The following is a 26447-nucleotide window of genomic DNA, read 5'->3' on the forward strand; positions in this document are numbered from 1 at the left end:
AGCATGATACAACAAATAGCAGTTGTTACAGGTGCTGCTGGTGGGTTTGGTGCGGCGATATGCCGCGCCTTACTCGCGTCAAATTATACGGTAGCGGCTGTAGATTTGAATGAAGACAAATTGGCGTCACTTAAGCATTGGTTAGACGGTGATGAGCGCTTACTGACGTTTGTTATGGATGTGACCGATGTGGATAGCGTGCAAGCGGTTTATGATCAATTAGCGCAGCGTGAGAACAGCACAATTACAGTGCTGGTTAACAATGCCGGGATATTGCATAAGGCGTTTTGTCTTAAAAAGGACTCTTTGGCCGCAGCGCAGCAAACATTTGATGTAAACCTCACTGGCGCATTTAATTGCACCACCATTTTTAGCCAAGCCATGGTGAGGCAAAAGTATGGTCGGATCATCAATATAGGCTCGGTAGCCGGTATTTGGGGCTCTGGTGGCAGTGCCGCCTACGCTGCATCTAAAGCGGGTTTGATTAAAGCATCAGAGTCGTGGGCTCAGGAGCTGGGGCCGATGAATATTTGTGTCACTTGTGTGGCACCAGGTATTTGTAAAACTCAGATGTTTAATCAATTTCTTGAAAAAGAAAGCATCCCTGATGCTGAAGAAGCCAAGTTTGCACGCCGTACAGTACCCATCGGGCGCTTTGGAACGGCTGAAGATGTCGCTGAAGTCGTGCAGTTTTTAGCAACTTGTAAAACTAACTATCTCAATTCGGCCGTGATCACCGTGGATGGTGGCATGCGAGTTGGGGCCATGTAACGTAAACGCGAAACTCAATGGAACAATTGTAAGGAAGAAAGATGAACAATAACGCAGCGTTTTTACCAGATAATTACTTATTAACTGGTGCATCAGGCGTATTGGGCGGACGTATTTTAACTGAGTTGCTTGCAACCACTAATGCTAAAGTATATTGCATGTCTCGTGAGCAAGACTTAGAGAATGCACGTCGTAGAGTATTAGAAATGGTTGAGCTGTATGATCCTCAAGGCACAGTGACTGACCAATTATCACGTGTCAGTGTTATTTATGGTGATATCGGCAAAGACCTATTAGGCCTAAGTAATGACGATTACGCGACTTTGGTATCACAAGTAAAAGTTGTGATCCACTGTGCGGCTAAGTTGTCTTTAATTGCTGAATATCCTTCTTTGCGCGAAGAAAATGTGGTGGGTACAGAGCGTATTGCCAAGCTATGTATGCAAGCGAATATTCCTCTACTTTATACTTCAAGCTTTTCTGTTATTGGCTCAAAGCTGTATGAAACGGGTTTTGTGCTAAAAGAAAACCAAGTTGATTATGGTCAGCACTTTAAAGACATGGGCTATGAGCAAACTAAATTTGAAAGTGAAGTATTACTGAATGATTTGGCAAAGCAAGGCCTGCAAATGGCCATTGTACGCCCTGGTAACATTTGGGGTGACAGTCAAAATGGTCGTTATCCATTAACCGGTACCACAGTTAAAGGTATCTACTATGAGATGATAAGGGCGCTAGTTGAGACGGGTTATACCTTCCACTCAACCGATGACTTTGATGTCACGCCAGTAGATTATGTGGCTAAAGCGTCTTTAGAAGTTGTAAAGAACATCGGTACTGTAAGTGGTCAAACATTCAACTTGGTAAATCCAAACCCACCTACTTACAACGAGATTATCGACTTGCTACGTGCTTATGGCTACGAAGTGCGTAATGTGCCTTGTGATGATTACTTCCAAGCGCTACACGAAGACCGCATGTTGTTAAATGGTAAGCCTTATCACTCAAGCTTTACTGATATTTTGGCATTGGTCAGTGATGATGATAATTTATCTGAGCAAGCAAAGTATGAAACATCAGGTATACAAGCTTTGTTGGAAGGGACTGGCGTAAGCTGCCCTAAACTGGACGCTAAATTAATGTCAACCTTGTTAGATCACTGTGTGGCTGCAGGGTTAATTAAAGCACCAGCGCAACAGCACCCGATAGCAGAGATCAGCGAAGAGATCACAGCTAAGGTGTTTATGGAACATTTATACGACGCTTAAGTGGAAGTTAAATATGAGCGATAAACTAAAAATAAGCCTGTTACAGCTAGACTTGGTTTGGCAAGATGCTGGCGCAAACCGTGCCGCAATTGAGCAGCACTTAAAAACAGTATCTGATAGAGATTTAATCGTTTTACCAGAGATGTTTTCAACCGGGTTTGATATGAAGCCTGCAGGCTTGGCCGAAACAATGGATGGCGAAACTGTTAGCTGGCTGAAATCTCTAGCGGCACAACAAGATGCCGTTGTATGTGGCAGCATGATGATGCAAGTGGGTAATGAGTACGTAAACCGCTTTTTGTGGGTAACACCACAAGGAGAGGTTTCTCATTATGACAAACGTCATCTATTTAAATTTGCTGGTGAAGACGAGCAATATAGTGCGGGTACTGAGCGTGCTATTTTCCAACTTGGCCAGTGGCGTATTGCACCATTTATTTGTTTTGACTTACGTTTTCCTGTTTGGTCTCGCAACTTAGATTGTCAGTACGATGTGGCATTGTACGTAGCGAACTGGCCGAAGGTACGTGCACCGCAGTGGAAGAGCTTGATACCTGCACGTGCAATTGAAAACCAAAGTTATGTTGTCGCGCTGAACCGCGTGGGGGTGGATGGTAACGATATCGCTTATAGTGGCGACTCTATGGTTGTCGATCCGCTTGGAGAGACGCTGCTATATGGTGCTCAACAGGAAGTGGTGTTGAACATTGAGCTTGATTTAAATGAGCTTAAAGATGTGAGAAGCCGTTTTCCATTCTTGCAAGAGGCAGATGGATTTACCTTTGCTTAAGCTTTAAAACGCCCGTTATGGGCGTTTTTTTCAAGTTTGAAGTACTGAGCAAATGGCACGAGTCGTTGTATCTTTACCAACCCTTACCAAATTTACCTGCTATTTGTGGTACAAGTATTTGATTGCGCAAACCAGTTGTGATGCTGAGTATGTTTGCAACCGTTGTTTTAATTTAAGGATAAGTGAGAATTCAATTGGAAAGCTTAAATCGCCTCTATAAAAAATACTTTTGGTATTTTGCTTTTACCCTACCAATGGGGATTTTATTAGGTGTCATTAGTATGCATGTATTGCAGATCATTAATGATGCGCTTACCTCTGGTGTTGAGACTATTGAATACTCGGCGCAACAGTTTTTTATTACGATTGGCGTCTTACTCGGTCTTGGTGTACTCAATGAGTTTGTTAAAATTCGCCTAGTGGTGAATGCGAGTCGAGATATACACAGCCGCTTAGTTGATAAGGTTTTAGACTCATCTTATGAAAAAGTAGAGAGTATTGGCTTACCTAAAGTGAATGCCACACTTAGTAAAGATGTTGATACGGCGATTAAGTTCTTCCAAGTGTTACCGCAGATGGTTGCCAATGTGTCGATCATTGTTTGTGCGATTGCTTACATGGCGTATCTATCTTTAACAGCGCTGATGTATGTGTTTGCCTTGATTGCATTTGCGGGGCTGAGTTTTACGGTGATCATTTTGCTATCGCGTAAATATTTACAGAATATTCGTGAGTGTGCAGATACGCTCATGGAACACTATGAAGCGATTGTAAAAGGAAAAAAAGAACTCTCTTTAGATTCAAAACGTCAGCGCTACGTGAGAACCGATATTCGCGGCACTTTAGATCAGCTAAGAAAAAACAACCGAGGTGCATTGACCTTATTTGGCATGCTAGAGCATTGGGGACAATTTATCTTGTTTGCCATTTTAGGTGTGATTTTATATTACCTAGGGATGACGTTGGGGCTAGAAAAAACGGTTGTGGTGGGTTATATCCTAACGCTGTTGTTTATTCTTGAACCTATTGAGCAGGTGACACAGGCTTCTACGGATCTTATGGAAGCCAAAGTGGCATTTAAAAAAATAGAAAGCCTAGAGCTGTCGGATGACATGGTTGATGAGACGCAAGAAGTTGCTGCTTTGGGGAGTAATCTTAATTTAAAACTCAGTAATATTACCTACCAGTATGCAGCGCAAGTGGAGTCTGAAAAAGGCTTTAAAATTGGCCCAATTGATTGTGAGTTTAAAGCGGGCGAAGCTACATTTATTATTGGCGGTAACGGCAGCGGTAAATCGACCTTATTCAAAATGTTAGCTGGATTGTACAACCCTACTGAGGGTTCGATAGCGTACGGCGATATTCCTGTAGATGACAATAATATGCCAAGTTATCGAGAGTGTGTGAGCCTAATTGCCGCTGATTTTTGGGTATTTAAACACATCATGGTTAACGAGTCAGCAGAAGATGCGCAGTTACTTCAGCAACTGGTATCGTTGCTAAAACTCGACAAAGCGGTGGAAATTATTGAGGGTAAATGGAGTAAAACAACCCTGTCACAAGGCCAAAGAAAACGTTTAGCGTTGATCCAATCTTATATCGAACACAAACCCATTGTTTTGTTAGATGAATGGGCTGCAGATCAAGACCCTGTATTTAAAAAAGTATTTTATGAAGAAATCGTGCCTTCTTTAAAAGCGCAGGGTAAAGTAGTGATTATCGTATCTCATGATGATAACTACTATCACACGGCAGACCGTTTAATGGAGTTAAGGGATGGGCAGCTGATACTGCACAAAAACAATAAGCCCGCAGAAATTACACAGAATAATCAATTTTTTAAAATACTAGATAATTGCAAGGAGTAGGCAATGGCAAATAAAAAGCGCATTTTATTGGTCGAAGATGACAAACGTTTGAGTCATATGATCTCACATGTGCTGCGACATGAAGGTTACTTGGTCACTTGTGCATTTGATGGACAAGTGGCGTTAGAAAAAGTAAATAGTGAACTTTATGATGTCATTTTACTCGATATGATGCTGCCAAGGCTCAATGGTATTAGTGTGTTGGAGCAAATACTCCCAGAATACACGGGGGTTATCATTATGATGACTGCAAGCAATGATGAGTGTCTAGAAGCCGACGCGCTTGCGCTAGGTGTTCACGATTTTATTACTAAACCAATCAGGCCCCACATATTGGTCGCAAAAGTAAAAGCGCTTAGCCGCCTTGCCGGTCAAGCACCGACATGCAGAAAGTCAGTATTTCAAATTCAAGATTTAACCCTTAATACCAGCAATCGTAGTTTTTATTTAGATGATACGCCTGTAGAGCTGACTGAGGCTGAGTTTAGCTTGATGTATTACTTGATGTCACATCCTGGGGAAATCTTAGACAGAGCCAGTATCATCTCTGCTGTTAGAGGCATAGAATACGATGGACATGACCGTTCTATTGATATGAGACTCTCTTCCTTACGCAAAAAAATGAATGATAATGTCCCTCCCTACAAGTATATAAAGACGGTTAGGGGAGTGGGGTATGTACTACGCGAGTAACCAAATGTTTAAACGTTTATTTTTCTATTCTGCCGCTGCTTTTATTTGTAGTATTTTCATCGCCGTTATCTTACTTGATACCAATTATGTTGATATACGTGTTCAAGAAGAAAAGCCAATCTTGGAAGGTATCTATTCTGTTATCAACAAGCAAGCGCAAGAAGGCCTTATCAGTGAAGATGTGTTGAACTACTGGTCAGGTCAATTTGGCTATAAGCTTGATGTGCTGAGCGCTGAGCAAGCAATGGCTCTAGATGTGGATTTATCAGTTTTAGCCGCACAAGGAAGTGTTGTAGAGTTAATAAGTGGTTGGACGCAAGATAGAGTGACTGCTTACTATCAGCATGGCGAGCAAGTGTTAAAAATGTCTAAAATGCACATAGATAAGCAAGCTTACTTGCTGTATTGGCAATCATTATTGGTGACAATTTTAACGGTTTTGGCACTGTTTGTTTATTGCTATGTACACATGCACAAAAAGTACCTTAAAAGATTGCTCAAGGCCTATCAAGCCTATGGTCAAGGTAAACTGTCTTTGCGTGTGCCCACTGAAATGCCAGCGCCTTACAGCGTGCTTGCTAGTCACTTTAATACCATGGCAGAAAAAATAGAAAGTTTATTAGAAGAGCATCAACATATGCTTAATGGTATTTCTCATGATTTAAAAACCCCGCTTGCACGATTGCGCTTTGCGCTAGATATGACTCGCAGTTGTAATAGTGCTGAAGAGTATCGTGAGACTATTCAATTTATGGATGAAGATTTAGATGCATTGGACGAATTACTTGATGACTGGTTTTTATATGTAGGTTTAAATGCCGCACGCACAGAGCCAAAGATAAAATCGTGTTTATTAGATAGTATTGTCAATAAAGTAGTCAGTCGCAGCGTACCAGCTTATTCAAAGGTTAATGCGCTTAACCATATACAGCCTGACATTTTAGTTAATGCCGATAGCAAACTGTTGACGCGCGCCATTGAAAATTTAGTAAACAATGCCTGTAAGTTTGCATCTAGCACCATACGCGTGAGCACTCGCACTACGAGCAAATATGTTTGTATAGATGTTGAAGATGATGGGGCTGGTATACCAGAGGATAAGCGCACAGCAGTGTTAAAACCATTCTTACGATTAGACAGTAGTCGTAATGTGCCCGGTATTGGGCTTGGCTTATCGATTGTGGCAAGTATTTTAAATAGTCACAATGGTAAACTAGAGATCTGTGACTCCTCATTGGGTGGCGCTAAAATAACCTTAATGTTGCCAATCAGCAGTCAAGATAGCAACGCCACATGTACCGCCAATTGAATTATACCAATCCGCAATAACACTTAATCCTTTTGAAGGATTAAACCTGACGACAGCTGCGTTAAAAATTTCTCATTTAGAACAACTAAATAACGAAATTTTTGCCTTGCTATCGACAAGGTTTTCTTGCTTCAAAATAGACCACTTAGTTAACCTCAGCTGCGGATAAGAGTTTTGATAGCTCAGAAGAGAGACATTGCAACCCCTTCAATATCCAATGACGATATTTCGCTCACTATCAAGGCATTTTCGTGAAGTAATAGCGAGCTATTACAAATGAAAATAACGAAGAGAGTGAGTGAAATAGCTTTATTGGGCAAATTCTCTTATGTGCAGCTGAGGTTAGTTAAGCGGATTGGTATTAATTTTCTAACTCACACGTTAAACAAAAAAGGACCATTCGGTCCTTTTGGTGTTTTGTTGGCTGCTATCAGCAGCTAAATTTGGCTATTTCTGTTTCTAATTTAACCGTTAAGTCCTTAATGCTATCCGTGGCATGGTGGGCTTGCTCAGATACATTAGCGGTTTGAGATGCGGTATCTGAAATTGTTACTACACGACGGGCGGTATCTTCACCTGCTTCTAACTGCTCTTTGGCAGCATGGGCTATCTGGTGACTCATTTGCGATATTTCACTCAATGAATTGGCTACTTTACGCAGCTCCTCGCCAGCCTCTTTAGACATCGTAACGGTTTTTTCACTAGTATGAATAGAAACGGTTACTGATGACTTCGCTTCTTGTGTGGCAGATTGCAGCTTACCAATCATGGTATGAATTTCTTCGGTACTGGTTTGCGTACGTTGTGCAAGTTGGCGCACTTCATCAGCAACCACGGCAAAGCCGCGACCTTGCTCGCCTGCGCGGGCGGCTTCAATAGCTGCATTGAGCGCCAGTAAGTTGGTTTGTTCAGCAATGCTTTGAATAACACTCAGTACGTTAGCAATATTATTTACTTCTTCATCAAGGGTTTGAATGTTATTACCAGCGCTGTCAATTTGTTTCTCTAATAAAGCGATGGTTTTTGCTGCCTCGGTTGTCAGCTTATCGGCATTTTGGCCTTGTTTCTCGGCTTCCTGCACGGAGTTAGCGGTTTGATCTGCATGTTCCACGACTGTTTGCGCTGAGGCTGTTAATTCAGTAATGGCTGAGGCAACCATCTGTGTCTCGCTACTTAAACTGCGGGTTAGTTGCTCAAGTTCATTGGAGCGCTGCTCACCATCGTTGCTTTGAGATTTAAGCGCATCGCTAACCCCTGCAATGCCACCAACTACTCCTTGCAAGCCTTTTTGCATGTAGCTCATTGCTGCTATGATGCTATCTTCTTTGGCATGGGTGGTATTAATGGAGGAGCTTAAGTTGCCGCGGGATACTTGTTTTACAATTGACAGTACTTCGTCCAACTCTCCACCGAGCTTGTTAGACAAGCCTAAGCCAAATTTCGCTAATGCAAAGGTTAAAGCAACTGCGATGAGTAATGACAAGCTCAACAACCAGCGAGCGGTGTTCCAGTAGCGTTCATCGACCTCCTTGGCGCTGATCCCTGTGCCGACGTACCAGCCGAACTCAGGCGTTTTTTGTACGACAGAGGTTAAATCAACAACCTCACCATCACGCACCGAGTCCCATTCGTAGGTGATGATTTGGTTTGTTTTATTGCCAACCAAGCGCTCCACCATGCGACCTATGCTGCTCCCTTTGGAGTCCTTAAAGTCATTAAAGCTGGTGCCATGAAGTTGTGGATCATGTGGCGTTGCTACAAAATTAAGTTTTTCATCAACAACATATACGTACTCAGAGTCATGATACTTATTTTCTCTGAGCATTTGGGTAGCCAGTTTCTTAGCTTCCTCTTCATTAAGAGCGCCAGTTTGCACATAGGCTTCGAACTGTTCGACAATATTAACGGTACTCTTCATCAATTGATTGATACGTGCAATATTGTCAGATTCACTAGCATGTCGTAATGCTTGTAATCCTAAGATAGCGACCAGTAAAAGTGAGAGGAAAATAGCCGCGGCGAAAAGTATTATTTTTATTCTTAAAGTTAAACCTGATAGCACGATACGCCCCTTTCAGATAATAGAGTATTATTATCTACCATGTTTATAGGAATCATGTAAGTAACATATAGTGCATTTGGCTATAAATAGAGATGATATTTCCTCATACTGATTAAGGAATAATCTTATTTTGCATTGATTATGCTTACCTCTTGCGCTGTCAGAGCGCGATATTCACCACTTGCTAAGGTACTATCTAATTCAATATCCGCTATTTTTTCTCTATGCAGTTCAACGACCTTGTTACCAACCGCAGCTATCATTCGCTTTACTTGATGGTACTTGCCTTCGCAAATAGATAAACGCAAGCTATAGCTTGCTAGTTGTTGCGCAATAGCAGGTAGTGTGGGGTTTTTCTCATTATGAAGTTGTACACCTTCTCTAAGTTGTTCAAGCGCTTCCTCCGTGATTGGCTCTTGGGTTTCAACCAAGTAGGTCTTAAACTTTTGCTTTTTGGGAGATGTAATTTGGTGCGACCAATCACCATCATTAGTGATAAGTACAAGCCCGGTGGTATCGATATCTAAACGTCCTGCAACATGAAAATCTTTTAAGTTAGGTTCGTCTAATAAATCAAATACTGTGGCGTGAAGGTCATCGCTATTTGCGCACACATAGCCGACTGGCTTGTTGAGCATATAGTAGCGTTTACCTAGATATTGCAGAGGGTTACCCTGCCATGTTACCTCATCATCTTGAGTTATTGAATGGTCAAACTTGGTCACAGTTTTGCCGTTTACGGTTACATAACGTTTTTTAATGCCCGCTTTGACTTTGGTACGGGGTAATTCAGCGAGGTGACTTAAAAACTTATCTAATCGGCAAGGAAACTTCATAATCTTTTATCTTCAATTTTAATTAATCATCAGTATACGTGACTGTCTCAATCAGATCAGTTTTTTCGATAAAGTTGCGGCAGTAAATCATAGGGGTGCACACTGAGTAACCAATCACTATCTAAGAGCTCTTCAAGGGCACCAAATAAGGTGTCGCTCAGTAACTGTTTTTGCTCTTCGCTACGTCCTGCTATGAGATGAGCTTGAATATGTATAAAACCGCTTTTACCTGCTTGTAATTTTACATGCTCGTAACTTTGAGCTCGGGTTTTAATTGTACTGTTATCAAAGAGGTTAGTTTGCTCTGTTGCTTGATGAACATGTTCAATAAGTTGTTGGGTTGCAATTGGCAGGTTGTTGGAATGCTCAATGATTATGTGTGGCATGATGACTTATTGTCTCAAGTATGAGTAAATGAGAAGTATATTAAGTCATTTATATGGAAATGCCAGATGTATAAATACAAAAGCGCGTGTTTTGCTGTAATTGCGATGTGGGCATTAAATGGTTGCAGCGACGATGCGGCTAAAGTGAGCTTGGGACTGTTTACAACCAAAGATGTGGTGGTATCGGCTCAGCAAGATCCAATTGTTACTGGCGTGACATGCCATATCAGCCATGTTGAAGCAGATTTTGACTTTTCAGATCCATCGGATATGTCTATAGCGTGTCGCCAAACCGGAGAAATTACCGAGCAGCAGATGCAGCAAGTAGACTTGTCCAAAGATGGTGAAATTGTTTTCAAAACGTCTAAGAGTGTGTTGTTCAAATCACTTAAAGTGCGCCGTATTTATGATGCCAAAACACGTACTTTGCTGTATTTGTCTTACTCTACGAAAGAAACCAGCGGTAGTCATCATCATGCATTGTCAACTGTACCTCTGTATAATACACAAGCATGGCAGTGGGCAACGAGAGCAAAGTAATTATGCTAACTTTATTTAAATCAAAACCATTATTAACCGAGTCAGAAGTTGCTTGGCTGGTGGATACATTTGTTTGGGCCTGTGAGCATTTTGACGGGCAGTACTTTTTATCAAATACACAAATCATTGAGCCTACTGGGCAGTACTTTCCCGACCAAGTAACCAGCGTAGAGCAAATGGCTCAAACGGTATTCAAGCGAGTGCGCGATTATGCTGGCCTGCAGGCATGGCCATTGCAGTTAGTTGGGCCTGCAAATTTACCGGCGCAACAAAATATGCCGGTATTTAGTTTTGCCGATACCATGCGTGGTGAGTCAGCCATGCTCAATGTGCAGCCACCTCATAATGTATTATTGTCGTACAATCCTAATCAAATCAATCAACCGCAGGATTTGGTGGCCAGTTTTGCAGGTAGCTTAGCCACGGTAATGATTTATCAAAAAGGTGCTTTGCCCCCTGGGGGAGAGCAGCAAGTTGCTGCTGCGAGTGATGCTTTAGCGTGCTTTATGGGCTTTGGCGTGATGATGAGTAACACGGTATATCAATTTAAAGGAGGCTGTGGTTCTTGTTATAACCCCTATGCGAATCGCCAAGCAGCACTCAGTGAAGCCCAAACAGTGTTTATGCATGCTTTAGTGTGCTATTTCAAACCCCAAGTAGATGGTAAAAAACATTTGAAGCCACATTTAAAAAGCGTTTATAAAAAAGCGAAAAAACAAATTGAAAGTTATATTAGCGACTCACCAAACCCAGTTCTGCTGATGCTAAAGGAGCAAAGTCATGCTTGAGTTTGTTGACGAGTTTTTGCTCATTGCTGTGGCACATTTTTTTGCAGTTGCAAGCCCCGGTCCTGACTTTGCAATAGTATTAAAGCAAAGCATTCAGCGTGGTCGGGCTAATGCACTATGGACCAGCGGTGGTGTTGCGTTGGGTATTTTGGTGCATGTGACATACTGTTTGTTGGGTGTGGCGATTGTTTTGTCGCAATCACCAACGCTCTTTAGTGTGCTTAAATATGTTGCGGGTGCATACTTAGCGTATATGGGAGTGCAAGCACTGCGAGCAAAACCAGCACAAGGCAACGCAGTAAGTGAACAAGCGACAGAGCAACAAACACAAAGCGCTTGGCAAGCGTTGCGGCTTGGTTTTTTAGTTAATGCTCTTAACCCAAAAGCAACACTGTTCTTTCTCTCTTTATTTACTCTAATTATTTCACCAACAACGCCCTCTGCGGTGCAGGCATTTTATGGTTTATATATGGCTTTTGCTACTTGGGCTTGGTTCTCATTTTTAGCTATGGTGCTGAGTAAAGAACGTGTTCGTCGCTTTTTTTCACGAGCGGGCCATTGGTTTGATAGAGGTATTGGTGTTGTCTTAATAGCTTTGGCGGTTCGGGTAGTTTTATAAGTAAGTAAAGGTTTAGAGTAGTATGAGTATTAAGCCCCATATCAATTTTGCATTTGGTTCAAATATGTCGACTAAGCGGTTGTTTGCCCGCTTACCCCAAGCACAATGTTTAGGTGTTGCTAAGCTTTATAGACATCAGCTTAGTTTTAATATGCTCAGTACAGATGGTTCAGCTAAGTGCACAATTGAAGCGACTAACCGTGATGAAGACATTGTAATGGGTGTGTTATATGCCTTAAACGAGCATGAGATAAACCAGTTAGACAATATTGAAGGGCCGCGTTATAACCGCACAAAGTTGGAAGTTGAAGCAATTGAGCATGGCCCCATGCATGCTCATTGTTATATTGCGAACACCTTTATTGATGATCATTTACCATTCGATTGGTATGTTCAACATGTTTTACATGGCGCTAAAGAGCATCGTTTTCCAACTGATTATGTCAGGCAGATTGAATCTCAGCAGCACGTTACAGACCATGATGTCAGTCGTGCAGAACGAGAGTGGCAGTTATATCAAAAAGTGCGATTGAGTAAAAAGGCGTAGTGTGAACACTAACACCAAAGTCGCACAGAATGAGTTTATGTGGCCTGCTAAACTAAGGCAAAAACAAAATGTAGGATTAAAATGCGAACAGCAGTGATAAGCCATCCTCATTGTCGAAAGCATACTATGGGAGCTGAGCATCCAGAGTGCCCTGAACGTTTAGATGCTATCACCGATAGGTTATTGGCTTCGGGTGTTGATGCAACGATTGCGCATATGCAAGCTCCTAAAGTGAGTATGGCTCAAGTGGCGTTAGTTCATGAGCAGTCTCATATTGATGAGGTGCTCGCGGCGATTCCTAAGCAAGGGGTGCATGAGTTTGCAGATGATGTTTGGCTGTGTCCCGACTCTTTTAAAGCGGTTGAGCGAGCGGCAGGGGCTGGCATATTAGCGGTAGACGAAGTGTTGGCTGGTAACTTGGATGCTGCTTTTTGTAGTGTGCGCCCGCCAGGACATCATGCAAATCAATATGCTTCATCGGGTTTTTGTGTGTTCAATAATTTGGCAATTGCGGTTGCTTATGCAAAATCGCTGGGTGTAAAGCGTATTGCGGTATTGGATATCGATGTACATCATGGTAACGGCACACAAGATATATTTCGAGAGCAACCAGATGTACTATTTTGCTCTTTGTTTCAATACCCATTTTATCCAAATACTGAAATCGAAAATAATCAGCATATTGTAAACTCTCCGTTGCCAGTGGCCAGTAAAGGCGAAGATTTAAGAGCTTTGTTTAATCAGCAGTGGTTACCTAAGTTATTAGAGTTTAACGCTGAGCTCATTTTTATTAGCGCGGGTTTTGACGCTCATATTGAAGATGACATGGCGGGGTTACAATTCGTTGAAGCTGACTATCAGTGGTTAACTGAGCAAGTGATTAACATTGCAAAACACACGCAGGCAAAAGGGATCATCTCATTTTTAGAAGGAGGATATGCGTTATCGGCTTTAGGGCGCAGTGTAACCTCCCACGTTAAGGCGTTAGTGGAAGGTTAAATCTAATTATGTAGCTGTGAGAGCAGCTCAAACGCTTGCTCGTGTCTGCGCAAGATCACTTTTTGTACGCAACATTGTCCATCGTCAACGAGAGCCTGTTGAACCAATTTAGTTAGTTTCTCTAAAGGTATTGATGGCAATGCCTTGCCTGATAAGTTATGACATTGGCCATCTTTTTGTAAGCATATAGCGAATTGCTTTTGTTGCGCAGTTAAATGAAAAACGGCGTGCTCGAGCGTTTCTTGGTTATCTATATACTCAATACTTTCTTCTAAACATAGCAAGAATGGGTAATATTTTATTGCCATAGTTTGTTCTCAATCAAAGTATAAAACATGAGCAGCATTATACTGCGTATTCGACTAAGAATACGAGGTTGTGCTTAATGGTATCTGATAACCGTCAACTACAAATCAAAGATATTTTTTCAAACCAATTATTGTCCTGTGATCATCAAACTTCTTTAGCTGAAGCGGTAGAATTGATGCGTCAGCGACGGGTTAGCTCTATTTTTGTGACTGAACACGGACGAATTGTTGGTATTTGGACGGAGTCAGACTGCGTAAAACTCAACTTTAATGACCCTGATTTTGCGCAAACGACTATTGCTTCTTCTATGACCGCTCCCGTGCATGACATACAAGTTGATAAAACGCTCAGTGAAGCGACTGTTAAGTTTCATCAGCTTGGTATTCGCCATTTGCTAGTGAAAGACCAGCAGGGTGAGCCTGTAGGCGTGGTGTCTTTATCTGATATTGTTCGTAATCAAGGGCTTGATCATTATTTACATTTTCGACCGATAGAAGATCACTACAATCGAAATGTGGTTATTTTAAAGGCGGATGATTGCGTATCTAAGGTGATTGAAGTAATGCGATTGCGTAAGGTGACCGCGGTGTTGGTTTATCACAATGAGTTAGCCGAATATGGTATCGTGACGCAGCGTGATATCGCTTATATGTTGCTCAAACCTGACTGGCGCATTCCGTGTTGGGAATTAGCCACTTATCCGTTATTACAAGTCCGCCCGAAAGATAGCTTGTTTGACGCATATCGGTTAATGACTGCTGAGTCTATTCGTCATTTGGTTGTAAAAGACCCATGTTCGGGTCAAGTTATCGGGCTGCTTCCTCTTAAAAATGTGCTAACTGAGATTGAAACCGCATACTGCAGCGAGCTTGAAAAAGTCTTGGTGCAACGAGACTTAGCACTGCGCAAATCTGAGAAAAACCTCTATCTTGCTAATCGAATTATCGACGCATCACTGGATGGTATTATGATCACCCGTGGTGATGGAGAAATACTGCAAATAAACCCCGCATTTAGCGAATTGACGGGTTATCAGGATTACGAGGTGATAGGTAAAAGCCCAAATATTTTGAGTTCGGGTATTCACGGTAAGGAATACTACGACCAGATGTGGGCGGAGCTGCGATCTAAGGGCGTATGGCAAGGTGAGATCTGCAACCGTAAAAAAAGTGGTGAGATTTATGTTGAGTGGCTAACCATCATTGCCATCAATGAGCCTTACAGCGATGAAGTTTTATATGCCGCGATATTTAGTGACATTACTGAGCGTAAAAATGCGGAAGAAAAAATAGCTCGGTTAGCGTATTTTGATGAATTAACAGGCCTGCCTAATCGTCGTTTGTTTTATGATCGTTTGTCTATGGCGCTGGCATCTGCGCATCGAGAAAGTCATAAACTGGCTGTGATGTTTATCGATTTAGATCGGTTTAAAGAAGTAAATGATAGCCTAGGGCACAGTGCAGGAGATGAGCTGTTAGTGCAAGTAAGTGAGCGTATTAAAAATATGCTCGAAGAAGGGGATACGCTTGCACGTTTAGGTGGCGATGAATTTGTGGTGTTACTGACAGAAGTAAAGCACATGTCTGATGTGGTTGGATTTGCTAACAAAATACTTGAGCAATTAAGCGTGGCGTTTGAACTTAATGATATTTGTGTTAACGCGACAGCCTCGTTAGGAGCGGCTATTTATCCAGATGACGGAGTAGATAGTGAGACTTTACTCAAGCATGCGGATGTGGCGATGTATCGCTCCAAAGAGATAGGTCGAAATTCGTTTCAGTTGTACAAAGCGTCTATGAATGCTCGTTCATTAGAGCGCTTATCTATGTTAAGTCGATTTCAACAAGCACTTGAACATGATGAATTTGAACTTTATTTTCAGCCTTTGCAATGCTTGAAAAGTGACAGAGTCTCCAGTGTTGAGTGTTTGTTGCGCTGGAATGACCCCAAACTGGGCTTGATTTCACCTGCTCAGTTTATTCCGCTTGCGGAGGAATTAGGATTAATCATAAAGTTGGACCAATGGGTTATCAATAAAGCCTGTGAAAAAATGGCGCTATGGCGTCGCCAGGGAAGTGACTTGAGGCGTATAGCCATCAATGTATCTGCTCAGCATTTATGTCAAGGTGAGTTAGCGACAACGGTGTCGAATGCATTAAATAAACATGGTTTGGATGGACGCTTTGTAGAGCTAGAACTGACTGAAAGCAGCTTTATCAGTAATTTACATGAAGCTAAAAGCGAGCTTCATAAATTAAAAAGTTTAGGCATCTCGATTGCTTTAGATGACTTTGGAACGGGGTATTCTGCATTAAGTTATCTAACTAAGTTGCCTATCGATACGCTAAAAATCGATGCCAGCTTTGTGGCCAAAATCCCTGATGAATATGGTAATAGCGAAATTGTTGCTGCGATTATTGCAATGGCAAAGGCACTCAATTTGCATGTTGTTGCAGAAGGGGTTGAAAAGCCAGAACAGCGCCAGTTTTTACACAAACTGGGCTGCAACACAGTACAAGGTTTTATGTATTGTAAACCTTTGAGCTGTAACGACTGGCTACGTTTTTATCATGCTGAGAAAGTTATTTCGTAGGCGGTAAATTTACGTATATTGATAACGCCAGTATCAAAAATAAGGTACTGGCCTTTTATTCCCTGCAAAACACCTGATACTTCAGGGTTTTTATCAAAGTTAAATGACGTGATCTTGGTTGGAAAGTGTTCAACGGGAAAGCTTAAATCCACCACATCCTCATCCAAGCATTCAATTGCTGTGGCACCGAATAGTTCGGCCAGCTCATCTAATTTGTGCTTTATTTGCGGGATCAGTTCGTTGGCACAGGCTTTAAGATCCATATCTTCTGAGACGCCCTTGAGCATATTGCGCCAATTGGTTTTATCAGCAATAAACTGAGCAAGTGCTACTTCAACGAGGCCAGATTGCAAACGCGTTTGTACTTTAAATATAGGCAGCGCTTGCGTTGCGCCTTGATCTATCCAACGCGTTGGGATCTGAGTATGACGGGTAATACCTACTTTTAACCCTGATGTATTTGCAAGATAGACATAATGCGGGATCATACAATTTTCTTCCCCCCATTGTGGCTCTCGGCATGTGCCTTGTTCAAAGTGACAAGTTTCAGGTTTCATAATACACATGTCACAGCTAGCAAGCTTTTTCATACAAACAAAGCAGTGACCTTGGGAGTAACTTTTTTTGGTTTTTTTACCGCAGTTGCAGCAAAAAATATTCCCTGTATGCGTGAGTGTGATGTGCTTACCAATATACTCATTGAGTTCAATAAGCTCATCACCTATAGGTAATTTATATTGGATTGGTTGTGTATGCGTTGCTTTTAACTTGCTTAAAGTACCTTGCATCTTTACGCCCCTAAAGATGGTAAAAGGGCGATACTACCAAGCTGCTCGATAAGTCACAATGCGTATAGGATGATAAGTGCGAATAGCTCGGCTATCCGCACTCAAGAAGGTTAGTATTTAGCGGAACGAGTTTGGCTTTTTAAAGACGCCTTAATAAACTCACGTAAATCATCGTTAGATGTTTTTAAATCCTCTTTGCGCAAATACATCATGTGGCCTGAACGGTAGCCCTTAAAGCTTAAGCGGTCTCGCATTTTGCCACTGGGGTCAAGTTGCCACATAGTATATTTTGCATCAAAGTAGTTGGTGGCTCCATCATAGTAACCGGCTTGTACGAGCACATTGAGGTAAGGGTTTTCAGCCATCGCCTCACGCAGTTGCTCACCCGTGTTATTGTTACTTCTGTCCCATGGATGAACGTTAGCCAACATATTGTATTGCACATCCGTTTTGTAGTTAAGTTCTTCACGGATGTAATGGTTAATGGCAGGTGTAAAGGCATGCAACCAAGCGCTTAATTCAGGAAAGTAATCTGGACGATCCCCTGCGTCTCGCTTGTCGATGCCTAAATAACGTGAGTCTAATCTGCCTAAGATATAACCTTTGTCTCGTAGCAGTTCTTTCCAAAATGCATCATCACTGATATCTAGGTTATTTTGTAGGACAAAAGTTTTAGTTAAACCACTGTAAAAAGCAACGCGCTCTGCAATGGCTTGTTTTTCATCGTTTGCAATGAAAGCGCCTTTTGCTAGTGCTGGCAAATATTGGTTTATAGTAAAGCGCTCAACTTCTGAGAGTACATCAGTGAGATCTTTTTGCTGCAACTTGGCTGGTAGGGCTTTGTGATGCCACGCTGTGGCCGCAAAATAAGGAAGTCGATTGGCAGCTTTCACCGGCCCCTCGCGTTTGATACCGATATCGGTTGGCGAAACCAGCACTACACCATTTAAAAACCACCAATGGGCTTGTTGTAACTCTCGGGCAAGGCCTGCGACTCGAACTGTGCCATAACTTTCACCGATTAAAAACTTGGGGGAAAGTGAGCGATTGTTGCGGGTAATAAAGGTATTAATCCAATCTGCGAGGTATTCGATGTCGGCGTTAACACCAAAAAACTGCGCTTTTTGCTCATCGGCACTGGGCATTTTGCCTTCTTTATTAGGCAAAACACGTGAATAGCCTGTTCTTACAGGGTTGACGAAAACGATGTCGGCAACATCAAGTACAGAATGCGGGTTGTCTTTCATACCGTAAGGTTGTACCGGGTATCCTTCGTCATCTATTTTCAAAATACGTGGCCCGGTATAAGCAATGTGCATCCAGACAGAAGCGGAACCTGGTCCACCGTTAAATGAAATTAAAAGTGGGCGCTTACTGATATCGTCAACTTTGTCTTTTTTATAGTAGTTGTAGTAGAGCGTTGCTGTCGGTTCGCCTTGTTCGTTCCATACAGGCTGGGTGCCTGATGTCACACTGTAGCTGATCTTCTCACCATTGATAGTCGCTTTATGGTTGGTGATCACTTTACTATCAATATCAATTGCTCGATTTTGTTCAGCCGCAATACAATTAAAGCTAACTGTTACAACACACACTGCAAGCATTTTGCGTAAGTTCATTATTTTCCCCAAATGAATATGTTTGTAACATTACAGTTGTTTTTCACGCAATTTTCAAAGTGTATGAGTCAGATACCATTAACAATAGGATAACCGACAGGCGGCATTGAGCCGCTGGCTGTCTTTGAGTATTGCACCATCACAGCACAGCATAGTTAATTGTGCACTTAGTTGGTGCATTTATATTCTATTTTATCGTCATGAAAAAAATAACATTCTGAAAATTAATAACTTTATTATGTGGCACGAAGGTTGGATTAGCTTAGTTAACAGGATAAACCTGTCCTAAGGGGACCAACAATGAAAATGATAAGTGCAATAATAAAACCATTTAAATTGGATGAAGTAAGAGAAGCGCTCGCAGACTTAGGTATCGAGGGAATGACCGTGGTGGATGTAAAAGGGTTTGGCCGCCAACGAGGTCATACTGAGCTGTACCGTGGTGCTGAATACCAAGTTGATTTTATTCCAAAAATTAAACTAGAAATTGCGACCCGTAGTGAAAATACACAGCGAGTTGTCGACACACTAACAAAAGTTGCTAGCACAGGAAAAATCGGTGATGGCAAAATTTTTGTTTATGACCTAGACCAAGTCGTGCGGATCCGTACCGGCGAATTAGATGAAGAAGCAATTTAAGGAGCCGAATGATGGAAAGTGCAATTGTAGAACTCAAATTTTCTTTAAACACATTTTATTTTTTAATCTCTGGTGTATTAGTCATGTGGATGGCAGCGGGTTTTGCCATGTTAGAGGCAGGATTGGTTCGCTCAAAAAACACCACGGAGATTTTAACTAAAAATATTACCTTGTACGCCATAGCATGTACGATGTTTTTGCTCGTTGGTTACAACATTATGTACGTTGGCAATACTGAGGGCGGTATTGTACCAAGTTTTGGTGCATTGATAGGTGAAGCCGCAGCGGATGCTGATCATGCTTTGGAATCTGACTTCTTTTTTCAAGTTGTGTTTGTGGCCACGGCGATGTCAATTGTATCGGGCGCAGTTGCTGAACGCATGAAACTATGGGCGTTTTTAGCTTTTACGGTGGTACTAACAGGGTTTATCTATCCTGTTGAAGGGTACTGGACTTGGGGTGGTGGCTTTTTATCAGCACTTGGCTTTGTCGACTTTGCAGGCTCTGCGATTGTACATGGAGCAGGAGCTGCTGCAGCCTTAGCAGGGGTAATCTTGTTGGGTGCTCGTAAAGGTAAATATGGCAAGAATGGTGAAATTTACCCAATCCCTGGTTCAAACATGCCCTTAGCAACATTAGGCACGTTTATTTTGTGGATGGGATGGTTTGGTTTTAACGGCGGCTCACAACTATTTTTGGCAGATAAGGCAAATGCAGTTGCTGTGAGTCAAATTCTATTAAATACCAATGCGGCAGCCGCAACAGGTGCAATTGCAGCACTGTTGGTATGTAAAGCGCTGTGGGGCAAAGCGGACCTAACGATGGTGTTAAATGGCGCATTAGCAGGACTCGTTGTTATTACCGCAGAGCCGGCTTCACCCACGCCTCTGCTGGCCTGTATGCTTGGCGCATTAGGGGGAGCTTTAGTGGTGTTTAGTATTGTATTTTTGGACAAAGCTAAAATTGATGACCCAGTTGGCGCAATTTCAGTGCATGGCACCTGCGGTATGTTAGGGGTTATGTTAGTGCCTTTGTCTAATAGCGATGCTACTTTTGTTAATCAGTTTATTGGCTTGGTTTGTATTCTTGGCTTTGTATTTATCGTGTCTTACTTGGTTTGGGCTTTGCTTAAAAAGACCATGGGTATACGTGTTGGTGAAGAAGAAGAGATTAACGGTATGGACCAACATGATTGCGGAATTGATGCTTATCCAGAGTTTGTATCGGTACGTAGTCAGTAATCGTGGCAATAGTTGAACAATGAACGATAAAGAACGGGCCACAGTGGCCCGTTCTCTCTTTAAGGCTTTGTTAATCTGGGGTACTCTATGCTTCGGTATATTTAACTAAGAAGTTTGTAATTATTGGCATGGTAGATAACAGTAAAAAAGGCACAGAAAACACGAAGAAAAAGCCCACCAATACGCCAGCCAAAAAGCGTCGCACAAAAAGCACTTCATCAAAAGCTAAGGCTGCTTCACAAAAAGCCACTGTGGCTGCATTCAAGCACCGTGTATTACAAACTTGTTGGCGTTTTTTTTACAAAGGCACGCTCGCCACAGTGGTACTGGTTAGTTTTTATCTCATTTATTTAGACGCTAAGATCACGCGCCAATTTGAAGGGAGTAAGTGGCAATTGCCGGTGCAGGTATATGCGCGTGCCATGAACTTTTATCCAGAGCAATTTTTATCCGAGAAGGAAGTTATCTGGGAGCTTAAACGTCTCAATTATTCAGAGGTGAATAAAATTAGCCGCACGGGGCAATATGTTATACAAGGGCGAACAATCAAGGTATTTCGTCGAGCATTTGAATTTTACGATGGCGTAGAGCCGGGGCAAGTATTTACTTTAAGCTTTGCCGGTAAACGTTTAGCCAATATTGTTGATGAACATGGCCGGCGTATACAACAGGCGCGTTTGGAGCCTGTGCAAATAGCACGAATTGGTAATGAATCTAAACAAGACAGAGAGTTTGTGCCGCTTGAGAAGTTTCCTAATATCTTAAAGCAGGCGCTTTTGGTCGTTGAAGACAGAGCGTTTTATGATCATCATGGCGTGTCAGTTTGGTCTATTCTGCGTGCTTTATATACCAACCTTAAAGCCGGTCGAACTGTGCAAGGGGGCAGTACGTTAACTCAGCAACTAGCCAAAAACTTTTACCTGACTCGCGAGCGCTCGCTCGTTAGAAAAATCAATGAAGCATTTATTGCGCTTATTCTGGATTATCGATACAGCAAGGACCAAATCCTAGAAGCCTATCTAAACGAAGTGTTTATGGGTCAAGCTTATAGTCAAGGTGTACATGGTATGGGGCTGGCGGCGGAGTTTTATTTTGCAAAGCCTGTGGATGAGTTGGAATTCGACCAAATTGCAATGTTGGTTGCGATGGTAAAAGGCCCTTCATACTATAATCCAAGGCGTTATCCTGAGCGTGTACAAGAGCGACGAGACCTCGTACTGCGATTACTGGCGGAGCAAGGGCACATATCGACAAAAGAACTGCGTCAAGCTTTGGTTCGGCCGATTAAAATACAGCCTTTAAAAAAGAGTCGTCAGCAAAGTTATCCTGGCTACTTGGAACTGGTCGACAGAGAGCTGAAAACGCTGCTGACGAATCAAGAGATCATTAATGCAGGTGTGCGTATTTTTACGTACTTTGATTTGCAAAAGCAGGCGGCGATGGAAGAGGCCGTGCGCAAAGGGCTGCCTTACTTAGAGCGGCGCTTTGATACAGAGCAACTGGAAACCGCCATGATTTCAGTCAATGTCGAAAAAGGAGGTGTTGCTGCCTTAGTAGCTGGGCGTGACGTACGTTACAGCGGCTTTAATCGCGTCTTAGACACCAAGCGAAATATCGGCTCGTTGGTCAAACCCGCAATATATTTAACTGCATTAGAAAAGCCAAATTATCACCTTGGTACATTGCTTGATGACGGCCCATTACAAGTCACCGATGAGTCGGGGGATGTATGGCGGCCTGAGAACTTTGATCGTAAATATCGCGGCGCTTTACCGCTTTACCAAGCATTTAGTAACAGTGTTAATATCCCCGCGGTTAACTTGGGACTTGATGTTGGAGTACATAATGTAGCTACGACGCTTAAAAAGCTTGGCATAGAGACACAAATAAACCAATACCCGTCTTTGCTTTTAGGGGCCTTAGAGTTATCTAGTTTTGAGGTGGCGCAAATGTATACTACCTTGGCAGGCAACGGGGTATATCGCCAGCTGACCACTATTTCTGCAATGACCAATGCCACAGGCAAGGTTTTATATGAGCATGATGTGATAAATCGTGAGCGATTCAATGAACAAGCCGTTTATATGACCAAGTATGGGTTGAAAAAGGTGACCAAAGAGGGCACGGCTAAAAGGCTGAACTTACATTTTCCATCTATTCAATTAGCAGGTAAAACCGGCACTAGTAATGATCTGCGAGATAGTTGGTTTGCAGGGTTTGATCACAATACCGTGACGGTGACTTGGTTGGGCAGAGACGATAATCAATCAACCGGTTTGACGGGGGCAAGTGGCGCGCTTGAGCTGTATATTCGTTATTTAAAACCGCTCAATCCTCAGGCGATAGCTGATAACCGCCCAAGTGATGTACGTTGGGCATTTATCAACCCTTTAACGGGTAAGCAAGCACCACCAGGGTGCGGTAAAGTGATCCAATTGCCAATACGTGAAAGTGAATTTAAGCCAAGACCTCTGTGTGAATGAATACAGAGGTCTTGATGAAAGCGATTAACTTTTAAACTGGCTCATCGCTTTTTGTAATTTCTGTGCCATTGCAGCAAGTTTTAGTGCATCTTCCTCTGTTGCTTGAGCTGAGCTGAGTGTATGTTCAGCTAAATCGTTTACTTCGCTTGCATCAATAAGTGCTTGTTGTGTCGCTTGGCTTTGTTGTTGCACTAACTGCGCAATGTGAGCCCCTTGCTCATCTATTTTGACCATGCTTTGCTGGGCTTGCTGTAACACTTGATTGGTTTGATCTGCGGCATCAACACCTTGCTCCATTTTTTCTACACTGCTACGCATTTTACTTTGGGTATCATTTGATGCGTGTTGTAGTGAGTTGATAATGGTATGAATTTCTTCAGTTTGTTGCTGTGTTCTTTTGGCTAGCGTTCTTACTTCATCAGCAACCACAGCAAAACCCCGACCTTGCTCTCCGGCCCTGGCTGCTTCTATGGCAGCATTTAGGGCTAGTAGGTTGGTTTGCTCTGCAATCTCACTGATGGCTGCGCTGACTTTACTGATGTTTTGACTATCCTGAGCAAGCTTATCTAGCGCAATACGACTTTCTTCAAATTCTTTTTGCAGCTCTGTCATATGTTGGGCAAGCTCGGTGGTGTTTGCTGAGCTTTGTTTAACTTGTTGGGCGGCGGTACTTGCTAGCTCCGTTGCGTGCTGAGCTGAGTTCTCCACTGCATCTGCAGCGTTAGCCATTTCACTCAATGCACTGTGGATCATACTAATTTTATCTTGCTGCTTATCAACATCACTGCGTGTGCTGTGGCTTATTTGAGTTAACTTAGATGTTTCGCCATCTAGCTCTATACTGGTGGTATTCACCTCTTTGAGTAGTGCAATAAAAGCCGCTATTACTTTATTGTACTGAGCCACAATAATCGTCATTTCATCTTTGCCATACGCAGTTGCTTCAGCGCGTAAATCACCCTGTGCAGCAAGTGCTGCCGCATCAGAAAAATTGGAAATGCTATCAACCACGGCAAAGTAGAAGCCAAACATCAAATATATTGCCAGTATTAGACTCAGTGCTGATGCAATAGCAACACCATTTCTTATTATTGTTTGCCTTGCCACTTTGTCTGCTAGTAGCTTTTTAAGTAAAGGAGTTGCTTGGTTAATTAGCTCTGACACATCTTTGATCACGGTTTGATGAAGTTGTTTAAACTGAGCATTTGATAGCGCCAATTCGTCCGGATCGAGTAGGTTTTCTTTTATGGTATTTTTATATTGGGTAAGGCTTGCCTCTAAGCGTTGAATAGGTTGTTGTAACTGCTTTTTGGCTTGTGGATTAGCAGTCATTGCCACAGCCAGTTTGGTATCCAGCTGAGTGTAAAATGTCAGCAGAACTTTGTTTAGGTTCGACAGGGCAATAAAGCTGTCTGGGGTAAATTCACCTTGCTCGATCACCAAGCGAGCCTGCTCGGCAAGGGCATTGATTTGCTCTACCAACTTTGGGGTAGACTCGACTAAGGCTCGGTTGATATACGAGCGAGCAAGATCATCGTCAATGGCCAGTTTAGATTGAATCGATACTTGCTCTATCACTGAACTCTGTGAATTAAGTTGGTAATTTGCCCGTTTAGCGATTGCATGATTGTCCTGCTCTTGCATTTGCATCATGTTATTGAGTAGCTTTGGGTACAAGTTTAAACCTTGCTGCTGCTGAGCACTGATATTTATTGAGTGTGACAGTATATTAGTTAAGAAGAATAAGCTGACACTTAATGGCACCAGCAAAATGCCAAACACTAAGGTGATTTTGGTTTTATACTTAAGGTTTGCCATTAGGTGTATAGCAGGCGCACAAAAAGCTCTTAATCCATCCATAAAGTTCACTTTCTTTAGATATTAGTATGATAAAGACCTGACAAAACTTAATATTAGTTCAAGTTTGTTTAATTTGTGCGAAGCGGATTAAATGGGTGGGAAAGAATCTGCAACCAGCTAAATGTAGCCAGTTGCAGAGGTCGTTTGATTATAATTTGGCAAACGCGCGTTTTGCTGCTGCAATGGTATTATCAATATCCTGTTGTGTATGCATTGTACTTACAAAGCCTGCCTCAAACGCAGATGGGGCTAGGTAAACGCCTTCATCAAGCATCAGGTGGAAAAAACGCTTGAAGCGTTCTAGGTCACACTCGGTAGCTTGCGCAAAGCTATTAACACTGTCTGCCTCAGTGAAGAAAAAGCCAAACATGCCACCGGCATAATTTGTGGTAAGGGCAATGCCAGCTTCATCTGCAGCGTGTTGAAAACCATCACATAACGCCTTACTTTTGGCTTCTAACTGCGCGTGCAGGCCTTCTTCACTTAACAGCTCTAGTGCTTTTAAGCCAGCGGCCATCGCAATAGGGTTACCTGATAAAGTGCCTGCTTGGTAAACGGGGCCAACAGGTGCAATGAAGTCCATGATCTCTTTTTTACCACCAAAAGCGCCGACAGGCATACCGCCACCAATTACTTTACCCAAACAGGTTAGGTCGGGGGTGATGTTGTAATACTGCTGAGCACCACCTAATGCAACGCGAAACCCTGTCATTACTTCATCAAAAATAAGCACGCTGCCATGGTTGTCGCATACCGCTCGCAAGCCTTCTAAAAAGCCTGGCATAGGAGGAATACAGTTCATGTTACCAGCAACTGGCTCTACGATAATACAGGCGATTTCGTCTTTATATTGCTCAAAAATGGCATTTACTTCATCAAGATTATTAAACGACACAGTGAGTGTGTGTTTTGCAAAATCAGCAGGAATACCTGGTGAGTTTGGAACCCCCATAGTTAGTGCTCCCGACCCAGCTTTTACCAGCAAAGAGTCGGCATGGCCATGATAACACCCTTCAAACTTCAAAATTTTGTCACGTCCTGTGAAGCCGCGTGCTAATCGAATGGCACTCATTGTCGCTTCAGTACCAGAGCTAACCATGCGTACTTTTTCAATGGATGGCACCAGCTCTTTAACTTTTTCAGCCATAAGAATTTCGGTTTCGGTTGGCGCGCCATAACTTAAACCATTTTCTACCGCGGCTAATACAGCTTGTTTAATCTGTGGGTGGTTGTGGCCTAAAATCATCGGTCCCCATGACCCGACATAGTCAATATATTTGTTGTTGTCAGCATCAAAAGTGTAAGGACCTTGCGCCTTAGTAATGAAAAGTGGTGTACCACCCACCCCATTAAATGCGCGAACGGGTGAGTTTACGCCACCTGGGATGGACTCTTGAGCGCGTGTAAATAAATCTTGGCTAATTGTCATTATGATTCCT

The 26447-nt window shown here is 42.5% G+C and carries 23 protein-coding genes; 15 read left to right on the forward strand and 8 right to left on the reverse strand.

Going from position 1 to position 26447, the window contains the following annotated elements; genetic code table 11:
- Positions 1-3 precede the first annotated feature (3 nt).
- The 6 genes from GDK41_RS03350 (at position 4) to GDK41_RS03375 (ending at position 6699) form a co-directional block, all read left to right on the forward strand.
- On the forward strand, positions 4-771 hold the full coding sequence (locus GDK41_RS03350; RefSeq protein ID WP_152085086.1) for an SDR family NAD(P)-dependent oxidoreductase: 768 nt from the start codon (positions 4-6) through the stop codon (positions 769-771).
- Positions 772-812: 41 nt separating this feature from the next.
- Positions 813-2039 carry a thioester reductase domain-containing protein gene (locus GDK41_RS03355; RefSeq protein WP_152085087.1) on the forward strand — a complete coding sequence of 409 codons (1227 nt, stop codon included), beginning with the start codon at positions 813-815 and terminating at the stop codon, positions 2037-2039.
- Between the two features lie 13 nt (positions 2040-2052).
- Complete coding sequence (locus tag GDK41_RS03360) at positions 2053-2829, forward strand: amidohydrolase (protein ID WP_152085088.1); 777 nt, start codon at positions 2053-2055, stop codon at positions 2827-2829.
- A 254-nt stretch (positions 2830-3083) separates the two neighbouring features.
- Entirely contained in the window at positions 3084-4697 is a 1614-nt protein-coding gene (locus tag GDK41_RS03365) for a cyclic peptide export ABC transporter (RefSeq protein ID WP_232056555.1), read from the forward strand.
- A 3-nt stretch (positions 4698-4700) separates the two neighbouring features.
- Positions 4701-5390 carry a response regulator transcription factor gene (locus tag GDK41_RS03370; protein ID WP_152085090.1) on the forward strand — a complete coding sequence of 230 codons (690 nt, stop codon included), beginning with the start codon at positions 4701-4703 and terminating at the stop codon, positions 5388-5390.
- Positions 5374-6699 (forward strand): sensor histidine kinase, encoded by a 1326-nt coding sequence (locus GDK41_RS03375; protein WP_152085091.1) that lies wholly within the window; start codon positions 5374-5376, stop codon positions 6697-6699. Before GDK41_RS03370 ends, GDK41_RS03375 begins: the two co-directional genes overlap by 17 nt.
- A 430-nt stretch (positions 6700-7129) precedes the next feature.
- On the opposite strand, the gene GDK41_RS03380 is transcribed toward GDK41_RS03375, so the two are convergent.
- The 3 genes from GDK41_RS03380 to GDK41_RS03390 all read right to left on the reverse strand — a co-directional run bounded on the left by GDK41_RS03380 (position 7130) and on the right by GDK41_RS03390 (position 9983).
- Positions 7130-8761: a methyl-accepting chemotaxis protein gene (locus tag GDK41_RS03380; RefSeq protein ID WP_152085092.1), complete on the reverse strand. Its 1632-nt coding sequence runs from the start codon at positions 8759-8761 to the stop codon at positions 7130-7132.
- Between the two features lie 125 nt (positions 8762-8886).
- On the reverse strand, positions 8887-9597 hold the full coding sequence (gene rsuA / locus GDK41_RS03385) for a 16S rRNA pseudouridine(516) synthase RsuA (RefSeq protein ID WP_152085093.1): 711 nt from the start codon (positions 9595-9597) through the stop codon (positions 8887-8889).
- Between the two features lie 56 nt (positions 9598-9653).
- A complete protein-coding gene (locus GDK41_RS03390; RefSeq protein WP_152085094.1) occupies positions 9654-9983 on the reverse strand; it encodes a 5-carboxymethyl-2-hydroxymuconate Delta-isomerase in 330 nt (109 codons plus the stop codon).
- Positions 9984-10049: 66 nt separating this feature from the next.
- Here GDK41_RS03390 and GDK41_RS03395 point away from each other — a divergent pair, with 66 nt between their 5' ends.
- From GDK41_RS03395 to GDK41_RS03415, 5 genes are all read left to right on the forward strand, one after another.
- On the forward strand, positions 10050-10523 hold the full coding sequence (locus GDK41_RS03395; RefSeq protein ID WP_152085095.1) for a CreA family protein: 474 nt from the start codon (positions 10050-10052) through the stop codon (positions 10521-10523).
- A gap of 2 nt (positions 10524-10525) precedes the next feature.
- Positions 10526-11311 carry a hypothetical protein gene (locus tag GDK41_RS03400; protein WP_152085096.1) on the forward strand — a complete coding sequence of 262 codons (786 nt, stop codon included), beginning with the start codon at positions 10526-10528 and terminating at the stop codon, positions 11309-11311.
- Positions 11304-11930, forward strand: a complete 627-nt coding sequence (locus tag GDK41_RS03405) for a LysE family translocator (protein WP_152085097.1) — start codon at positions 11304-11306, stop codon at positions 11928-11930. The genes GDK41_RS03400 and GDK41_RS03405 overlap by 8 nt, the downstream gene beginning before the upstream one ends.
- Before the next feature lie 22 nt (positions 11931-11952).
- Complete coding sequence (locus GDK41_RS03410) at positions 11953-12477, forward strand: gamma-glutamylcyclotransferase family protein (RefSeq protein WP_152085098.1); 525 nt, start codon at positions 11953-11955, stop codon at positions 12475-12477.
- Positions 12478-12558: 81 nt separating this feature from the next.
- Positions 12559-13476 carry a histone deacetylase family protein gene (locus GDK41_RS03415; protein ID WP_152085099.1) on the forward strand — a complete coding sequence of 306 codons (918 nt, stop codon included), beginning with the start codon at positions 12559-12561 and terminating at the stop codon, positions 13474-13476.
- Positions 13477-13478: 2 nt separating this feature from the next.
- Here GDK41_RS03415 and GDK41_RS03420 read toward each other — a convergent pair whose 3' ends face one another.
- Positions 13479-13784 carry a hypothetical protein gene (locus GDK41_RS03420; protein WP_152085100.1) on the reverse strand — a complete coding sequence of 102 codons (306 nt, stop codon included), beginning with the start codon at positions 13782-13784 and terminating at the stop codon, positions 13479-13481.
- A gap of 77 nt (positions 13785-13861) precedes the next feature.
- On the opposite strand from GDK41_RS03420, the gene GDK41_RS03425 reads away from it, so the two are divergent.
- Positions 13862-16378: an EAL domain-containing protein gene (locus GDK41_RS03425; protein WP_152085101.1), complete on the forward strand. Its 2517-nt coding sequence runs from the start codon at positions 13862-13864 to the stop codon at positions 16376-16378.
- Here GDK41_RS03425 and GDK41_RS03430 read toward each other — a convergent pair.
- Both GDK41_RS03430 and GDK41_RS03435 read right to left on the reverse strand, forming a co-directional pair.
- The gene (locus GDK41_RS03430; RefSeq protein ID WP_152085102.1) at positions 16354-17166 is read right to left on the reverse strand and encodes a DUF2797 domain-containing protein; all 813 of its coding nucleotides are present in this window, start codon (positions 17164-17166) and stop codon (positions 16354-16356) included. The genes GDK41_RS03425 and GDK41_RS03430 overlap by 25 nt on opposite strands.
- 110 nt (positions 17167-17276) lie before the next feature.
- Positions 17277-18785, reverse strand: a complete 1509-nt coding sequence (locus GDK41_RS03435; protein WP_152085103.1) for a S10 family peptidase — start codon at positions 18783-18785, stop codon at positions 17277-17279.
- Positions 18786-19085: 300 nt separating this feature from the next.
- Between GDK41_RS03435 and GDK41_RS03440 the strand changes: the two genes are divergently transcribed.
- The 3 genes from GDK41_RS03440 to mrcB all read left to right on the forward strand — a co-directional run bounded on the left by GDK41_RS03440 (position 19086) and on the right by mrcB (position 23148).
- Positions 19086-19424, forward strand: a complete 339-nt coding sequence (locus tag GDK41_RS03440) for a P-II family nitrogen regulator (protein WP_152085104.1) — start codon at positions 19086-19088, stop codon at positions 19422-19424.
- A gap of 11 nt (positions 19425-19435) precedes the next feature.
- Complete coding sequence (locus GDK41_RS03445; protein ID WP_152087502.1) at positions 19436-20665, forward strand: ammonium transporter; 1230 nt, start codon at positions 19436-19438, stop codon at positions 20663-20665.
- Positions 20666-20793: 128 nt separating this feature from the next.
- Positions 20794-23148 carry a penicillin-binding protein 1B gene (gene mrcB / locus GDK41_RS03450; protein WP_152085105.1) on the forward strand — a complete coding sequence of 785 codons (2355 nt, stop codon included), beginning with the start codon at positions 20794-20796 and terminating at the stop codon, positions 23146-23148.
- Positions 23149-23172: 24 nt separating this feature from the next.
- Here the strand turns inward: mrcB and GDK41_RS03455 are convergent, their stop codons facing one another.
- Both GDK41_RS03455 and hemL read right to left on the reverse strand, forming a co-directional pair.
- Entirely contained in the window at positions 23173-25008 is a 1836-nt protein-coding gene (locus GDK41_RS03455) for a methyl-accepting chemotaxis protein (RefSeq protein ID WP_152085106.1), read from the reverse strand.
- Positions 25009-25156: 148 nt separating this feature from the next.
- Positions 25157-26437: a glutamate-1-semialdehyde 2,1-aminomutase gene (gene hemL, locus GDK41_RS03460; protein ID WP_152085107.1), complete on the reverse strand. Its 1281-nt coding sequence runs from the start codon at positions 26435-26437 to the stop codon at positions 25157-25159.
- Between the last annotated feature and the right edge of the window lie 10 nt (positions 26438-26447).

It is taken from the genome of Pseudoalteromonas sp. A25, from assembly GCF_009176705.1.
Lineage (GTDB): Bacteria > Pseudomonadota > Gammaproteobacteria > Enterobacterales > Alteromonadaceae > Pseudoalteromonas.

Coding starts and splice junctions, on each gene's coding strand:
- GDK41_RS03350 (WP_152085086.1), top strand. CDS start 4: ATGATACAACAAATAGCAGTTGTTACAGGTGCTGCTGGTGGGTTTGGT.
- GDK41_RS03355 (WP_152085087.1), top strand. CDS start 813: ATGAACAATAACGCAGCGTTTTTACCAGATAATTACTTATTAACTGGT.
- GDK41_RS03360 (WP_152085088.1), top strand. CDS start 2,053: ATGAGCGATAAACTAAAAATAAGCCTGTTACAGCTAGACTTGGTTTGG.
- GDK41_RS03365 (WP_232056555.1), top strand. CDS start 3,084: ATGGGGATTTTATTAGGTGTCATTAGTATGCATGTATTGCAGATCATT.
- GDK41_RS03370 (WP_152085090.1), top strand. CDS start 4,701: ATGGCAAATAAAAAGCGCATTTTATTGGTCGAAGATGACAAACGTTTG.
- GDK41_RS03375 (WP_152085091.1), top strand. CDS start 5,374: ATGTACTACGCGAGTAACCAAATGTTTAAACGTTTATTTTTCTATTCT.
- rsuA (WP_152085093.1), bottom strand. CDS start 9,597: ATGAAGTTTCCTTGCCGATTAGATAAGTTTTTAAGTCACCTCGCTGAA.
- GDK41_RS03390 (WP_152085094.1), bottom strand. CDS start 9,983: ATGCCACACATAATCATTGAGCATTCCAACAACCTGCCAATTGCAACC.
- GDK41_RS03395 (WP_152085095.1), top strand. CDS start 10,050: ATGTATAAATACAAAAGCGCGTGTTTTGCTGTAATTGCGATGTGGGCA.
- GDK41_RS03400 (WP_152085096.1), top strand. CDS start 10,526: ATGCTAACTTTATTTAAATCAAAACCATTATTAACCGAGTCAGAAGTT.
- GDK41_RS03405 (WP_152085097.1), top strand. CDS start 11,304: ATGCTTGAGTTTGTTGACGAGTTTTTGCTCATTGCTGTGGCACATTTT.
- GDK41_RS03410 (WP_152085098.1), top strand. CDS start 11,953: ATGAGTATTAAGCCCCATATCAATTTTGCATTTGGTTCAAATATGTCG.
- GDK41_RS03415 (WP_152085099.1), top strand. CDS start 12,559: ATGCGAACAGCAGTGATAAGCCATCCTCATTGTCGAAAGCATACTATG.
- GDK41_RS03420 (WP_152085100.1), bottom strand. CDS start 13,784: ATGGCAATAAAATATTACCCATTCTTGCTATGTTTAGAAGAAAGTATT.
- GDK41_RS03425 (WP_152085101.1), top strand. CDS start 13,862: ATGGTATCTGATAACCGTCAACTACAAATCAAAGATATTTTTTCAAAC.
- GDK41_RS03430 (WP_152085102.1), bottom strand. CDS start 17,166: ATGCAAGGTACTTTAAGCAAGTTAAAAGCAACGCATACACAACCAATC.
- GDK41_RS03435 (WP_152085103.1), bottom strand. CDS start 18,785: ATGAACTTACGCAAAATGCTTGCAGTGTGTGTTGTAACAGTTAGCTTT.
- GDK41_RS03440 (WP_152085104.1), top strand. CDS start 19,086: ATGAAAATGATAAGTGCAATAATAAAACCATTTAAATTGGATGAAGTA.
- GDK41_RS03445 (WP_152087502.1), top strand. CDS start 19,436: ATGGAAAGTGCAATTGTAGAACTCAAATTTTCTTTAAACACATTTTAT.
- mrcB (WP_152085105.1), top strand. CDS start 20,794: ATGGTAGATAACAGTAAAAAAGGCACAGAAAACACGAAGAAAAAGCCC.
- GDK41_RS03455 (WP_152085106.1), bottom strand. CDS start 25,008: ATGGATGGATTAAGAGCTTTTTGTGCGCCTGCTATACACCTAATGGCA.
- hemL (WP_152085107.1), bottom strand. CDS start 26,437: ATGACAATTAGCCAAGATTTATTTACACGCGCTCAAGAGTCCATCCCA.